Origin of the sequence: Flavobacterium sp., assembly GCF_036405015.1 — a bacterium.
GTDB lineage: Bacteria > Bacteroidota > Bacteroidia > Flavobacteriales > Flavobacteriaceae > Flavobacterium.
In genome coordinates this window covers 1-16693 of record NZ_DASWYK010000212.1, presented here as the reverse complement: position 1 = coordinate 16693, position 16693 = coordinate 1, and the positions used below count along the sequence as shown (strand labels likewise).

10 protein-coding genes are annotated in these 16693 nt (G+C 34.5%); 1 reads left to right on the top strand and 9 read right to left on the bottom strand.

Going from position 1 to position 16693, the window contains the following annotated elements:
- The coding region (locus VGE71_RS18245; RefSeq protein ID WP_331139590.1) for a hypothetical protein at nt 1–1951 on the top strand (1951 nt) is incomplete at its 5' end.
- A 52-nt stretch (nt 1952–2003) separates the two neighbouring features.
- Here VGE71_RS18245 and VGE71_RS18240 read toward each other — a convergent pair.
- The 9 genes from VGE71_RS18240 to VGE71_RS18200 form a co-directional block, all read right to left on the bottom strand.
- Complete coding sequence (locus VGE71_RS18240; protein WP_331139589.1) at nt 2004–4232, bottom strand: glycoside hydrolase family 3 N-terminal domain-containing protein; 2229 nt, start codon at nt 4230–4232, stop codon at nt 2004–2006.
- A 12-nt stretch (nt 4233–4244) separates the two neighbouring features.
- A complete protein-coding gene (locus tag VGE71_RS18235; protein ID WP_331139588.1) occupies nt 4245–5669 on the bottom strand; it encodes a glycoside hydrolase family 30 protein in 1425 nt (474 codons plus the stop codon).
- A 1-nt stretch (nt 5670) separates the two neighbouring features.
- The gene (locus tag VGE71_RS18230; RefSeq protein WP_331139587.1) at nt 5671–6510 is read right to left on the bottom strand and encodes an endonuclease/exonuclease/phosphatase family protein; all 840 of its coding nucleotides are present in this window, start codon (nt 6508–6510) and stop codon (nt 5671–5673) included.
- 71 nt (nt 6511–6581) lie between these two features.
- Nucleotides 6582–7655 carry a glycoside hydrolase family 16 protein gene (locus tag VGE71_RS18225; protein ID WP_331139586.1) on the bottom strand — a complete coding sequence of 358 codons (1074 nt, stop codon included), beginning with the start codon at nt 7653–7655 and terminating at the stop codon, nt 6582–6584.
- A gap of 123 nt (nt 7656–7778) precedes the next feature.
- Nucleotides 7779–9251: a glycoside hydrolase family 30 protein gene (locus tag VGE71_RS18220; protein ID WP_331139585.1), complete on the bottom strand. Its 1473-nt coding sequence runs from the start codon at nt 9249–9251 to the stop codon at nt 7779–7781.
- Between the two features lie 114 nt (nt 9252–9365).
- Nucleotides 9366–10820, bottom strand: coding sequence for a glycoside hydrolase family 30 protein (locus VGE71_RS18215; protein ID WP_331139584.1), 1455 nt, complete (start codon nt 10818–10820; stop codon nt 9366–9368).
- Between the two features lie 150 nt (nt 10821–10970).
- A complete protein-coding gene (locus VGE71_RS18210; RefSeq protein ID WP_331139583.1) occupies nt 10971–11846 on the bottom strand; it encodes a hypothetical protein in 876 nt (291 codons plus the stop codon).
- 35 nt (nt 11847–11881) lie between these two features.
- A complete protein-coding gene (locus VGE71_RS18205; protein ID WP_331139582.1) occupies nt 11882–13393 on the bottom strand; it encodes a RagB/SusD family nutrient uptake outer membrane protein in 1512 nt (503 codons plus the stop codon).
- A gap of 14 nt (nt 13394–13407) precedes the next feature.
- Nucleotides 13408–16515, bottom strand: coding sequence for a TonB-dependent receptor (locus VGE71_RS18200; RefSeq protein ID WP_331139581.1), 3108 nt, complete (start codon nt 16513–16515; stop codon nt 13408–13410).
- Between the last annotated feature and the right edge of the window lie 178 nt (nt 16516–16693).

Sequence of the window (16693 nt, the reverse complement as noted above, 5' to 3'; positions counted from 1 at the left end):
CAATCAGCTGATCGAATACATAAAAGAATCTGATTTTTCAAAAAAACAAGTCGACGAAGGTCGCGATTTCTGTTATTTCTTAGATAAAATCTATTACACAAGCGACACCGAAAACAGCGAATATGCTTGCGTTGCTTACACCCTGAACGAACCGTCAAATATGGAAAGTGCTTCTGCAAAAGATATAATTGTGGAAGAAAATGAAACTTACATTATTCACCGAATCAGCGTTTTGAGAGACGGTGTTTTAATTGACAAAATTCCAGATACAAAAATTAAAGTTCTAGATAACGAAAGCCAAAGTGAAGGTGGTATTCTAAGCAGTAGTAAAAAAGTAAATATTACAATTAAAGATTTACGTCTTTATGATATTTTAATTACTGAAGATTCAAGAGTTAAAGTTTTCAGTGATCGTGATTTTCTTCGTAAAGAATTTTTAAAATATGTTTACGTAACTCCAAATACGTATTGGGCTTACGGAAATTATAAATTTACGTTTATCAATGACCGTAAAGAAACTATTGCTTACAAGAAAACATTCTTCAGAGATGAGAATGGAACCGTTTTGGAACCAGAAATTAATTTGTTGAAAAAAGGCGAAAGATTTGTAATTGAAAAGGGAAACTATATTAATTCTTTTGATGAAAACAGAGAAATTGCGCCTTACATCGATTTTGCTACAGACCGTAACTGGACAGATTTATCTAATTATATTTCGCCTCTTTACGAAGAAATCTACAATAAATCTTCTTTAAAAGAATTTGCTCCAAATCTTGCAGAAAAACTGGATGCAATTGCCGATCAAGATGAGCGTTTGCAATTTGCCATTGACTATGTACAGAATCATGTTTATTATGTTTTTAATGCAGATGAAATGAACGGGCATAAACCTCAAGAACCTGCAGTTACTTATGAAAATAAACAAGGAGATTGTAAAGCCAAATCGGTTTTATTGAAGGTTGTTTTGGATTATATCAATGTTGATTCTTCTGTAATTTTGGTCAATTTTAATTCTGATCATTATATTTCACATTATCTGCCTTCGTTACTAACTTTTAATCATGTGATTGTAAAAGTGAATTATAAAGATGAAACTTATTTTATTGATGCAACAGCCAGAGATGAATTTGGATTCATAGAAAATCGTGGTTTCATTTATTTTATGCATTATTTGGAAGTGAAACCAAATAAACAATTGGAAATTAAAAAACCACACAAATTTCCTTATTACGGTATTAATGAAAAAGCAGATTTCAGCGCTCAAAACAATTCTGGTACTTTAAAACTGACTACGACTTACAAAGGAAATCGCGCGAATTACATGCGTAAATATTTTAAAAACACGAACAAAAGAGAAATCATCGACAGCTGGAATAATTTCTTGTTTTATACTTTAAATTATTCGAATGACCGAAACGGAACTGATATTAGGACCATTTTTCAAAATGCTGCAATTGACATTGTAAGTGATGATAAAAAATTGAACGAATTTACGATTCAATATACGGCATCTATTGAAAACCCTTATTTTGTTGATTCGCAAAAAAATCGTTTTTTAATGTATTTCGACCGAAATGTGGTAAAGAATAATGCTAGAGATTTTATGCACACAGACATTCCGTTCTGGCATAATTTTGACAATGAAAGATATGAAATCAATCTTCAGACCGATCAAAGAATAGATACTGAGGAGAAATTTACCATTCAAGAAAGTACCATCAATAATCCTTATTTTGATTTTACAAGCCGTAAAAAAGTAACCAAAAACGGCGCATCGATTGTGATTGATTTTAAACCTTTGGTAAATTTGGAAATTCCTACTAGTGATTTCGAAAAATTCAGAAACGATCATCACACCATCGCTGATAGTAATTTCGGAATCGGAATTGATATTATTGAACAAGGTTTTATGAATCTTATCAAATTCAATTTTAAGAAACGTCTTAAATAATTGTAATAAAAAAGGGGCTTAATAAAGCCCCTTTTTTATTGTGTTTTGATTGCTAATTTGCCAATAATTCAAAATCAGATCTTAATTTAATATCTGCTGATGAAGCACCGATCATTACTTCAAAATCTCCTGGTTCAGTTCCCCATTCTAATTTATTATTGTAGAAAGAAAGTTTTTCTTTGTCAATTGTAAACTCGATTGTTTTAGATTCTCCAGCATTCAATTTTACTTTTTGAAAATCTTTTAATTCTAAAACTGGTCTTACAACAGATCCAAATTTATCTTTCAAATACAACTGTACGACTTCTTCTCCAGCTACTTTTCCGCTATTTTTCAATTGGAAAGAAACTTTAATTGTTTCGTTGTTTTTTATTTTAGTTGAAGATAATTTCAATCCAGAATAATCAAAAGTTGTATAACTCAATCCATATCCGAATGGGAATTTTGGAGAGTTTTTTAAATCGATATAAGCCGAAACATAGTTAAATGAATTCTCATCTTTAGCTGGTCTTCCTGTACTGAAATGATTGTAATAAATTGGCACCTGTCCAACTTCTCTCGGAAAAGTCATAGGTAATTTCCCAGATGGATTATAATCTCCAAACAGCACATTTGCAATTGCATTTCCAGCCTCAGAACCTAACCACCAAGTGTACATAATCGCAGAAACATTATCTGCTGTCCAGTTAAAAACCAAAGGTCTTCCAGCATTAATTAAAACTACAACTGGTTTTCCTGTTGCCTGAACCGCTTTGATTAAATCTTCTTGAACACCTGGCAAATGAATATCACTTCGGCTTTTTGCCTCACCGCTCATATCATGTCTTTCACCCACACTTAAAATAACAACATCTGCTTGTTTTGCCGTTGCAACAGCTTCTGCAAAACCATCTTTATTGTCGCCAGTAATTTCACAACCTTTTGCGTACAATAACTTTGTGTTTTTACCTACTTTGTTTTGAAGGCCATCCCATTGCGAAACTACCCATTTATCATAATTTACTTCTGGTAATTCTACAGCCCAAAATCCCATATTGGCTTTGTACTCTTTTACCATCGGACCAATAAAAGCGATTGTCTTTACACTTTTAGAAATTGGCAAAGTCTGTTTTTCATTCTTTAATAGAACAATACTTTTCTCTGCCATTTCGCGAGCTGCTTTTCTATGCTCTGGATTATTTAGTTCTTTTTCTTCACGTTTCCCATCCGAATATTTGTAAGGATCATCAAATAAACCTAACTCGAATTTCTTGCGAAGAATACGTCTTACAGCATCATCAACCAAATCAATAGAAACTCTGCCTTCTTTTACCAATTCTGCTAAATGTTTACGGTAGGCATTACTTTCCATATCCATATCACTTCCTGCAGTAATCGCTGAGTAAGCTGCTTCTTTCAAATCTTTTGAGTAACCGTGTGCTACCATCTCTCCGATTGATCCCCAATCTGAAACTACAAAACCTTGAAAGTTCCATTTTCCTTTTAAGATATCTCTTTGTAAATGCGCATTTCCAGTTGCAGGAATTCCATTGATATCATTAAAAGAGTTCATAAAAGTTGCCGCACCAGCATCTAAAGCCGCTTTAAATGGAGGCAAATACGTCTCCAAAAGCATTCTTTCACTCATATCTACAGAGTTGTAATCTCTTCCTCCAACTCCCGCTCCGTATGCTGCAAAATGTTTTACGCAGGCCATAACGGAGTTTAAATCTCCTAATTTATTTCCTTGAAAACCTTTTACTCTTGCATAAGCAATTTTAGAACCTAGATAAGTATCTTCTCCTGCACCTTCCATTACACGTCCCCAACGCGGATCACGACCAATATCTACCATCGGTGCAAATGTCCAATGAATACCGCTTGCTGCTGCTTCTGTTGCCGCAACTCGTGCTCCTAATTCGATTGCTGCTAAATCCCAGCTTGCTGCTTCTGCTAAAGGAAGTGGAAAAGTCGTTTTGTAACCATGAATAACATCTTGTCCGAATAACAACGGAATTTTAAGTCTTGACTGCATCGCCAGTTCTTGATATCCTCTGGTATATTTTGTTCCGATAACGTTTAGCATCGAACCAATTAAACCTTGTTTGATTTCGTTTTGTTTGTTCGGATTGATTGTAATTGGTCCAGTTGCCTGATTGTCTCCAGTGTACTGATTTAGCTGACCAATTTTTTCTTCAATTGTCATTTTTTTCAATAGATCATTGACTTTCTGATCTATTGACTGTTGCGCTGACGCAAAGAGCGAAAGCATAAACAGTGTAATTGTGGTTACTTTTTTCATAGTTTAGGTTGTTTACCAAACGTAAGTAGCAACTGCACCTGCGTTTAGCGTAGTTGAAGTTTGTTTTTGATTGTATTTTATATTAAAAGTTTCTGCTGAAGCTCCATCATTTTCTACAATTAGAACAGTTTGCCCAGATGGTGTTTTGAAAGCAACATTATATAAGTTTCCTGAAATATTACTTGCAATTCGCACGGAACCTTCCGGAACAAATTTAGAAGCATGTCCGATAATATAATATCCTACTTCTCTCTTAATGTTTTGATTTTGATCGATCATCAAAGCACCTTTGCAGGTTGAACATCCTCCTGGTGTAAAAGGTTTATAGAATTCGTCATTTGCTAATCCCCACGAAAGTGCATTTTTACTCCAATTACGCATTGAACCGATTACTACATTTTTCACACTCCATTTCAAGTCCGTTTCAAAATTGGTTCCTGTTCCTGTATATTGTTCGGTAAAATACAAATCTTTATTTGGAAATGCATTATGAACTGTCGTTAAAGCACTAATGTCACCTTCATATAAATGAAAAGCTGATCCTGTTACAAACGGATTTGCTTTCGGATCTTTTAAAATCGTCAAGGGATATTCTGGTTTGTTGCAATTGTGATCGTAAACAATGATTTTGGTTTTGATTCCAGCTTTCGCGAAAGCGGGACCTAAATTATTGCCAATAAAATCGGCCTGCTGTTCTGCCAACATGAGCAAACTTGGATTATTTCCTGGATGTAACGGTTCGTTTTGTGGTGTAACGGCATCAATAACAATTCCGTGCGATTTCATTGCTTGAATGTATTTCACAAAATATTCTGCATAAACCTGATAGTATTTTGGTTGTAAACTTCCTCCTTTTGAGCTTCCGTTATCTTTCATCCAAACAGGTGGCGACCACGGCGAACCCATTATTTTAATCTTCGGATTTATGGCTAAAATTTCTTTTAAAACTAGAATAACGTCATTTAAATCTGGACCAAGGTTAAAATGTTCCAGATTTAAATCTGTTTGTCCTTCTGGCATATCATCATACGAAAAAACTTTTTCATTCAAATCGGATGCTCCAATACTAATTCTTATATAACTTAAACCAATTGCATCTTCTTTTCTAGAAAACAATTCCTGAAGCAGTGCTTCTCTCTTGGGTTTGTCTAGTTTTAAAATGGCCTGAGCACTTCCTCCGGTTAATGAAAATCCGAAACCTTCGATGGTTTGAAATTTCTCTGACGGATTTACTTCAATGGTTTGATTTGAATTTGTTTCTGAAGTAAAAACCAATTCAGGTTGTTTTTTAAGTTTTGAAGTTTCGTCTGTAGTGGTGATCCAAGATGAAACTTTTCCAGTATTTGTTACAGTATTTGTTGAAGATCCACAGTTGAACTGCATTGCAATTAATGGCAATAAAACCAGGATTTGAAGTTTTTTGTTGATGTTTTTCATTTTAATCTATTTCTATTAAAACAGGCAAATGATCCGAGGGATATTTTAAATCTTTTGAATCACTTAACACTGCATATTTTTGAATTTTTAGACCACTATTTTTAGAAATAAAAATATAGTCTAATAATAATGTTACGGGTTCATTATGTTTGAAATCGTTAAACGTTCCTGATGGTCCAAAAGGTTTTTCTTTAGAAACATCTTTGGTGTCATCCATTACTTTTTTGATTTCCATAATCTGTTTGGTGTCTGGTTCTGAGTTGAAATCACCCATTAAAAAAGCTGGATAATTTTTAATGTTCAATTCTTTTATTTTAGAAAGAGCAAGCTGAACCCCTTTTACTCTCGCCACTTCGCCCATATGATCTAAGTGAAGATTGAAAACCCAAAACGTCTTTTTCGTTTTTAAATCTTTAAAAAGTCCGTAAGTACAAACTCTGTTGCAAGCGGCATCCCATCCTCTGGAAACTACATTTGGTGTTTCAGACAACCAAAAAGTATTGGATTGTTCTACTTTAAAACGGTCTTTTTTGTAATAAATACAACTTGCTTCACCTAATCCGTTTTCTTCTCTTCCTATTCCAAATCGGTTATATTTTGGCTGAGCCGATGCAATATCTGTTACCTGACCTGGTGTTGCTTCCTGAACTCCGAAAATGTCCGGACTGTAAAAACCTATCTGTGCATTAAAATAATCCTTTCGCTTAGGCCATGCATTTTCTCCGTCAGATTCAACATCTAGACGAATATTATAAGTCATAATTTTTAGATTTTGACCATAAAATGAATTTCCTGCTAAAAGGAATACGAATGCTAAAACAAGTTTGTGTATCTTTTTCATGTTAAAAAATTTTAATCCGTAAAGCTACTGTTTCCGTGACTTCAGCGAAAAAAATCTATTTAAAACTTATGTTAATTATACACTCTCACATAATCAATTTCGTAAGTTGAAGTTTTAAAGTTTGGATCAACTGCTCCTCCAAAATTTCCACCCATGGCAAAATTTAGAATGATAAAAAACTTAGCATTAAATGGTGTTGTACTTGAGTTTTTGTAAGTGTAAAACAAATTATCATCTACATAAAACTTAATACTTTCTGCACTCCATTCTGCAGCATAAATGTGATACGCTGTCGCTGAAGTCGGATTTGTCGTAGTTGCAGTGTCTGGAGTATTTCCTGAACGACCTGGAGAATGCAAGGATGAGTGAATTACATTTGGATTATTCCCTACTGATTCTAAAATATCTATTTCGCCACAAGCAGGCCATCCAACGGTATCAAGATTGTCTCCCAAAAGCCAGAATGCCGGCCAAGTTCCACCACCAACAGGCAGTTTTGCACGAATTTCTGCTCTTCCGTATTTAAATGAAAATTTGCCTCGAGTAAGAATTCTTGCAGAAGTAAATTGGCTTCCCATATAATCTTCTCTAATGGCTTTGATTTTTAGAATTCCGTTTTCGATAATAATGTTTTCTGGACGTTTGGTGTAGTATTCCAATTCGTTATTTCCCCAGCCATCTCCGGTTCCTGTATTATAATCCCATTTATCAGGATTTGGTGCACCGTTAACATCAAACTCATCAGACCAGATTAGTTTTCTGGCTACGAAAATATTGACTTTTGTAGAAGCATATGTGTATTTTATTCCGTTAAATGCAGTTACATCAATAGTATATTCTTTAGTTCCTGGCTGTGTAAACTCGTATGTAAAATCGCTGGTTGTAAATTCTTTTGTTTCATTGTTCACAACGACTTTATATGATTTTGCATCTGCCGCTTTAATTGTCAGGCGAATTTTCCCGCTTCCGTCTCCATTCGGCATTTCGGCAGTTTTACCTAATATGTCAACTTGAACGGAAACTTTATCAGGGTTTATTACCTCAGGTTTATCACTTGTATCGTTACTGCTACTGCAAGATTGAAACACGAATAACAGAATTAAAGTAAAAATTCCTGCTCTATTTACGAGATTGATTATTTTCATCTTTTTATTATTTAAGTGGTTTAATTAACAAATTGAATATCAAGATAAATAATATTTCTTCTACTTTTTGGTTTTGAACCTAACAAAGTCAAAATCTTTAGAGTTGAAATTGTTTAGAAGTATTTATTTCCAGGTATAAGTCCCTACAGATCCACCTTCAAGAGAAGTAGCAACCCATTTTCCATTAAATTTAATATTGAAGAATTCAGTTGCATTTCCGTCATTTTCAACAATCAAAACTTTTGAACCAGAAGGCGTTACAAAAGCCACGTTTTGCAAGTTTCCTCCAGAATTACTTTCAATTCTAACCGAACCCATTGGAACAAATTTAGAAGCGTGTGCAATGATATAATAGGCAACATTACGCTGAAAACTATCTCCTGAAGTTATGGTTATGGCTCCTTTACACGTTTCGCAACCTCCAACTGTATGAGGGCCAAAACTTGAATTATTTGCAACATTCCATTCTAAAGCATTCTTACTGTAATTTCTCATTGAGCCGATAATTACATTTCGAAGATGCCATTTTAAATCACCTCCAAACTGACCTGTAGAGGAAGTCCATTGTTCTGTGAAATAGACATTTTTGGTTGGATACGAATTATAGACATTTGTCAATGCACTAATATCTCCTGCATATAAATGGAAAGCAGATCCGTCTACAAAAGGAAAAGCATCTGTATCTGCCAAAATTGCTTTTGGATAATTTGGATTATCACAATTATGATCATAAGCAATAATTTTTACATTTAGATTTGCTGCTTTAAATGCAGGTCCTAAACTATTTTTAATAAAAGCGCCTTGATCTGCTGCAGACATATACATACTTGGATTATTTCCGTCGTGAAGTGGTTCGTTTTGAGGAGTTACAGCATCGATTGTAATTCCTTGTAGTTTCATCTCCTGAATGTATTTCACAAAATATTTTGCATAAACATCATAATATTCTGCTTTCAGTTTTCCTCCTTTAAAACTGTTTACGTCTTTCATCCAAAGAGGGGCTGACCACGGTGTAGCTAAAATCAAAATCTTCGGATTAATAGCTAAGATTTCTTTTAACATCGCAATTAAATCTTTGTCTTTTTCTAAACTAAATTTAGCCAGATTTAAATCTGTTTCTCCAGCAGCAAGATCATTATAAGTAAAAGGTACGGCATTCAAATCTGAAGCTCCAATACTGATTCTGATATAATTTACTCCAATTGAATTTTCGCCAGAACCAAATAGTTCCTGTAAAAGGGCTGTTCTTTTTGCTGGGTTTAATTGATTGATTACTTCAACACTTCCACCTGTTAATGTATAACCAAAACCATCAATAGTCTGGTATTTCTGAGATTCTTTAACTTCAATATTAGTATATGTATTTGTTGTAGTTCCAAAACCTAATATTCCCGATTGTTTGGTCAACAAAACACTTTGATCTCCTTTTGTAAGCCAAAAATCCACATCGTTTGTAACCGTTACAGGAGGATTTACAACTGGTGGATCTACTGGAGTTTTTTCTACAGGATCACTAGACGAAGAACACTTTACCTGAGCTAATACAGCTGCCATAAAGAAAAATGTTCTTATGCTTTTTTTCAAATTTAATTTCATTTTCTGTGGTTTTTAGTTAGCAATACTTGTTCAAAAACATTTTTTTTATCAAAACAAGAGAAGACTAATGTGGATGATTCAAATTAGTCCTCTTCTATATTTTACTACAAAATATTAATAAACAAGCGTTTGTATGGCTCGTGGCGGAATTTTAACGACCGCTTTTTCAGCTCCGATAATCAAATTATAAGTAAGCTCATTTGCAGATTGGTTCATTACAATGGTTGCCATTTTACCATCGGTATTTAAGAATGAAGTACTTAATAAAGCGCTTTTGCTTACTGCAGTGCTTACGCGTACAGCGTTTAGACGAATGAATTTAGAAAAGTGTCCAATGTAATAATAAGACGGAGTATAAATTAATTCTCCTGTCGTGGTATCTGCATGAATTGGTGCAAAACAAAAGTTCCCCACATGGTTTGGCCCTCCATTTTGATCCAGTAAAATATTCCAATCTGTCCAGGCAACCGTTCCGTTGTTAAAATCGTTAATCATATTGATTCCGTAACGTTCTGCGTTGCCCCAAAATTGATATTTTGCTGCATCAAATTTTTCGATACATCCTTCAGTAAACATTAGCTTTTTATTTGGATAGGCTTCATTGACTTTGGCTACATTATCAAACATTGGTGCACCTCCCGACCATGTTTCGTACCAATGAAATCCCATTCCCCAAACATATTTTGACGCTTCTGGATCTGAGTATATAACATTGGCACGGTAATTCATTAAATCGCGGTTATGATCCCAAACGATAATTTTTTTATCTCCTAAATTTTCTTTTTTCAAAGTTGGCCCAAGATAGTTTTTGATAAAATCTCTTTCGGCTTCAGCTGTATAAATACAAGATTCCCAAGTTTGAACAGCCATTGGTTCGTTTTGTGTAGAAGTTCCCCAAATTGGAATTCCTTCTTTTTCGTATGCCTTTATAAACTTTACATAAAAGTTTGCCCAGGTTTGATAGTATTCAGGAAGAAGTGTTCCTCCTTTTAATACATTTTTGTTGCTTTTCATAAAGGCATTTGGAGACCAAGGCGCCACATAAGTAGTCAGTTTTCCTCCTGCTTTTTGAATCGCTTGTTTTATTAAAGGAATTCGGTATTGTCTGTCATGATCAATAGAAAAAGTTTTGAGTTCTTTGTCTCCTTCTTCTATATAAGAATAACTTCCACTACTAAAATCAGAACTTTGAATCGTTGTTCTTAGTATTGAGTAACCAATTCCCTTTTGCTGATCATAATAAGCATTCAAAAATTCTGCCTGTTTTTCTTTTGAAAGTTTAGCAAATATTTCGGCACTTGCATCTGTAATGGCACCTCCAATTCCCATAAAAGTCTGGAACTTTTTAGTTGGTTCTACAAATACAGAAGTTTCGGTTTCTAAAGGTTGTTTTGCTGCAGAAAAAGTTAAATTATCTGTCGATGTCAATCTTAACTTAGAGTTTTCTGCTGTGGTATAAACGGTTATTTTTTTACCATTGGTTGTAAATTCTTTTTTTGTTTTTGGCTGTTGTGCAAATGTGACAGCTGCAAACAAAATGCATAAAATTTTTAGACTATTTTTTTTCATTTGCTTCCAATTATTATTGTTTTAATTGAAGTTTTACGGAGAAAATCTAAACCTGATTTTTATCTTCTGAAGAATTTAAAAATAGCCCATACTCATAATGATTACGGGCTATTTTACAACCAAACTTAAACTTAAACTTAACTTAACTCTTTATTTTCCTCTAAATTCAACTTTTGTAACAGTAATTGGTTCGTTACCAGTTGCATTACTTCCAGATCTAATTAAAAGGTATATTTTTCCGCTTTCAGAGAATTTAACTACATTAGAAACTGTACCAGTTGCGTCGTTTTTCACACATCCAACTCCAGATAATCTTCCTGAAAATTTTGATGTTCCGCAACCATCCCAAGTGCTTAATCCCATTACTTTGTTGTCTTTATACTCAACACCTGGTTTTGGTACTGATTTACCAGCGTATACTTCAAAAAAAGTTTCTTTTAAACCGCTAGGACAAGAAACTGTCATATCGATAGTGTATTCTCTATCTTTTACAACTTCAATTGCCTGATAAATTCCTTCTTGAGCCCATCCTCCAGGAGAATAAATTGTAGCACCATTAGCACCGAAAGACCAAAAAGCTACACCTGATGCACTTAATTTTGCATTTGTCCATTTAGCCTGATCAGCTGCAGTGGCAAAAGTTCCGCCTTGAACTAAATTCCCTTTTGCCGGATCTGTTTGAGCTACTACTATTTCTTTAGAAGCGGTTGCCATTGTAGCGCCAGCTCCAACTGCTGTATGTGTAATGGTATACGTTCCTGCATCTGGCAATGAAATGACCTGATTCATTTTTCCAACTGAAGCACCATCTCCTGTATCCCATTTTGATAAGATTACTCCTTTCGTCGACGCTGTCAAAAGATAGGTATTCATTGCTCCTTCAACTGGTGTGATGGTAAATGAAGGATCAATATCGGTAGCTGTAAGCGGATTTGTATCAACACTGTCATCGCAGCTATTTAGTGTGCCTAATGCTAAAACTAGCATTAGGTATACACTCTTTCTTAAATTTATATTTAGATTCATCTTTTGTGAAATTTTGGTTTATTGGTTAGATAATACTATTGATAATTAGGATTTTGTTTCAATTTAGTACCGTTTAACTCTTTGAAAGGAATTGGAAAAATCTCATCCGTACCTGCATCAAAACCTCTGTCTGATAATGCTGCAGCAGCATCTCCCCATCTTACTAAGTCAAAGAATCTGTGTCCTTCTCCAGCCAATTCCATTCTACGTTCATTTTTAATAGCTGCCAATGTTACAGGAACAGATGGCAAACCAACTCTTGCTCTAACTGCATCCAGTAAAGCTTGCGCTCTTGCTCCAGATCCTAAAGCTTCTGCTTCCATTAAGTACGTATCTGCAAGTCTAATTACATAAGAGTTTTGTTTGTAGTTCAACTCAGCAGCTCCTCCTCCAGTTCTTACATCAGATTGTCTTGGAAGGTATTTATTCAGGAAATAACCTGTATCCTGATAAGCTGGGATATAATCTGCTTTACCAGCTGCTTTTAAAGCTTTCAAATCAAAAATAGTCGCTTCAAATCTTGGGTCCGTTTTCATAGCATCATACAATTTCTGAGTTGCCACGTTAAATGCCCAACCTGCAGGAAGATCTGGTGCGTCAGATCCGTCAGGTCTTGAATAACCTCTTGGTCCAACCATAACATTTAAAGAGTTTCCTTCATCTTTACCTTGTCCCCAGAAACCCCAGTCAGAATTACCAGCACTACTATGAGATACTTCTAATATAGATTCTGCATTAAACTTGTTTGATGTTACCCATAAATCACTAAACTTAGGAAGCAATTTATTTCCGTATTGATTTGTTGCTCCTGGAGTACCATTTACTTCAGCTAAAACAGCTGCAGCTTCAGTCTTTTTGTTTTCAAACAAATAAACTTTTCCAAGAATTGCTTGAGCAGTTCCTTTGTTAAATCTTCCAGATTCTGTTTTTGCATCAAGAGTATTAGGCAAAGCCGGAATAGCCTCTAATAAATCTTTTTCTATTTGTGCATAAATTACCTCTGGTGCAACTTGTTCCGGATCATAGATAGTCTGAGTGTTTAAAGGAACCAAAACCAATGGAATATTCTTGAATAATCTTACCAGATTAAAATAATAAAATGCTCTTAGTGCTTTTGCTTCTGCAGTAAATCTTGCTCTTACATTATCATCCATAGTTGCGTCTGGAAGCTTAGAAATTAACATATTAGCTCTTGAAACACCTTGATAATGATCATCCCAGTAACTAGACGGAATACTAATTGATGTAAGGGAGTGTTTAGAAAAATTCTGGATTCCGTTTCCATCTGTTGCGCTACCACCTCCGGCATAAAAATCATCTGAACCTGCATTTAGCATAGCTACCAGATTTTCGAAACCACCAGTGTTTTTTCTCAATGGATCATAAACTCCAATTAACGCTGCATAACATTGCTGTTCGTTAGAAAAGTAAGTACTTGAATCGAATTGCCCTTTTGGATCAATGCTCACAAAATCTTCAGAACAAGCTCCTGCTAAAGCTGCCAGTGCTACGGCAAAGTATATATATTTAAATTTTATAGTTTTCATAATTCTTTTAATTTTTAAAATTGAACGTTAGCTCCTAACAGAATAGATCTTGCTTGTGGATAAACACCTTTATCTACACCGAAAACCTGACCTCCAATTTCTGGATCATAACCAGTATATTTTGTGAAAGTGATTAAATTTTCTCCAGTTACGTAAAAACGAATTCTGTCTGCTCCAATTTTAGATGATAATCCAGTTGGCATTGTATATCCAAGAGTAACCACTTTCAAACGTAAATAGTTTCCGTTTTCAAGGTAGAAATCAGACATATTACTGAAGTTTTTATTTGGATCGTTGTTAGTCAATCTAGGATAATCGTTTGAAGTTCCTTCTCCAACCCAACGTCCTAAAGCTTCTGTTTGATAGTTTGCTGTTAACATATCAAGTCTTCTTAATCCTTGGAAAATTTTGCTTCCTGCAGCACCTTGAGTAAATGCCATGAAATCAAAGTTTTTGTAGTCTAAGTTTACAGTAAAACCAAAAGTATATTTAGGGATGTTAGTTCCTAAGTATTGTTTATCATCATCTGTAATAGCTCCATCTCCATTATTGTCTACCCAACGGAAATCACCTGGTCTAGCATTTGGCTGAATTAAACCTCCAGAAGCATTTTTATAGGCTGCAACTTCTGCTTCATTTTGAAATATTCCAGCAGTTTTAAAACCGTAAAATTCATTGAATGAATGTCCAACCTGAGTTCTTGTTACTTGCCCCATAGATTGGAAACTAGCATCACCAGCTATAAAGTTTGTATTAGATCCTACGTAAGTAACTTCATTTTTCAAATAGGCAAAATTGGCATTAACTCCTAAATTAAAATCACCAAGTCTTTTCTTGTATCCTGCTTCAACCTCAAAACCACTGTTGTTCATATCAGCAATATTTGCGGCCGGTGCATCAACAACCCCAACATAACCAGGAATAACAACATCTCTTAAGATTCCGGTAGTTCTCTTTTTATAATAATCTAAAGTAAGAGTGAAGTCATTAAAAAGTTTAGCATCAAGACCAACGGTAGTTTGTGATGTTTCTTCCCATCCTAAATCTGCATTTGGTAATGTAGAGTTTCCGTAACCTGTAGTAATTGTTCCTTCATTTCCAACAGAGTAATTGTATCCTCCAACAACTAAACCTCTATATTTAAAATCCCAAATATTATCATTTCCTACAACTCCATAACCTCCACGAAGTTTTAAAGTATTAACGATATTGTTTTCTGTCCAGAATCCTTCTTTCGAAATTACCCATCCTAAAGAGAATGAAGGGAAAACTCCAAATTTTTTGTTTTCTCCAAATCTTGTTGAACCGTCACGACGAACAATTCCTGTAAATAGATATTTCTCTTTGTAATCGTAGTTCAAACGGAAAAATAAAGAGGATAACTTATGCTCAATTTTATCACTTGCTCTGCTAACCATATCATCTTGCGGAAGGTTAAAATTCCAGGAAGCATCTTTATAACTTGTAATTGGCAAACCGTAGAATGTAGTACCAATTGTTTTTCCAATGTTTTCTACATAAGCACCTTGTCCTACTAAAGCATTAATAGAGTGATCTCCAAATTTATTAGAATAATTAAGAGTGTTTTCTATATTCCATGCAAATGCCTTTTCATTATTCTGACTGTAATTGTTTCTATCTGCTTTCATGTTTGGATTTAGGTAGAAAGTTGGAGTAAACATTTCATTACCCCAGTAAGCTAATTTACCTCCAAGTGTAGATCTTACTTTTAAATGACTTGTAATATTTGCTTCTAAATAAGCATTCCCTACAAAATCATCAGACCAGTTATAACCTCCTAATCTAGTTTGTGTATAAGCTAATGGATTTGTCATCTCCTGTTGCACAACCGGAGAAATACCATAAGGATTTCCGTGAGAATCCAAAACAATATTTGCACTATTATAAAAACCTGATCCAATTACTGAAGGATCCGCAACTATTGGAGTAATAGGATCTAAGTTAATTGCAGAACTTAACACCCCACCAAATTCACTATTAATATTTCCAATATCCTGTGTTTTTTGATGAGTGTATCCAAACGTTTGTCCAAAAGTAAAGTAGTCAGAAATTTTGTGTGTTGAATTTAAACGGAAGTTTTTCTTTGTATAATTTGAAATATCCGTTGCAACGATACCTTCCTGATCCTGAACTCCAAAAGAAGCATAGAAAGTAGATTTTTCTCCACCACCGCTAAAACTTAATTCGTGTGTATATCTAAAAGCTGAATTGTTAAAAACTGCATCCTGCCAGTCTGTACCTTTACCATAAGAAGCTGGATTTGCATACTTTATAGTGCCTCCATCTGCAACAGACTTTTCATTCATAATTGTTGCATATTGACTTGCATTCAACAGGTTTAATTTTTTTGCCGGAGCTGCAATTCCTGCAAAACCACTATAATTCACAGAAATTTTTCCTGATTTCCCTTTTTTAGTAGTAACTAAAATAACTCCAGTTGCCGCACGAGTACCGTAAATTGCAGCAGAAGCAGCATCTTTAAGAACCTCGATAGATTCGATATCAGATTGGTTGATAAAACCAACAGCACCTGCGTCAATAGCAATTCCGTCAACAACCCATAAAGGATCATTTCCTCCTTCTCTAAAAGTAGTTATACCTCTAATACGCACCTTAGAAGCTGCACCAGGCTGTCCAGAAGTAGCTGCAATCGTAACACCGGCAACTCTACCTTGTAAAGCTTGTTCAACACGTCCGTTTGGCACTTTTTCAAGATCTGCCGATTTTACACTGGAAATTGCACCAGTTACAACAGATTTCTTTTGTACACCATATCCAACCACGACAACCTCATTTAAAGATTGTGATTCTGGTTTTAATTGAATTGAGAGTTTTGTTCTTCCATTTACAGCTTCGTTTATTGTAGTGTAACCGATAAATGTAATTGTTAATGTTCCGTTTGAAGGTACTTGTATCTGAAACTTACCATCAAAATCGGAAGCTGTTGATTTAGTAGTACCTTTTAATAAAACTGTTGCGCCTGGAACAGGCATTCCATTTTCATCGTTTATTATTCCATTTACTGTGACATCCTGAGCCACAGCTATAACCGAGAATAACAATGATGAAATACAAAAAACAAGTAATTTTGTTAATTTCATTTTTCTAAAAATTTTGGTTAATTAATTAGTAATTTGATGCAATACTAAAACTAAATTTTCAGTTTTCACATTTAATAGTCCATACAAAAACACATCAAAACAAAAATTTTAATATTATAAAAACACATCAAAAAAACCATAATTAATTGATTTTAAATATTTTAAAAAAACAAAAAGT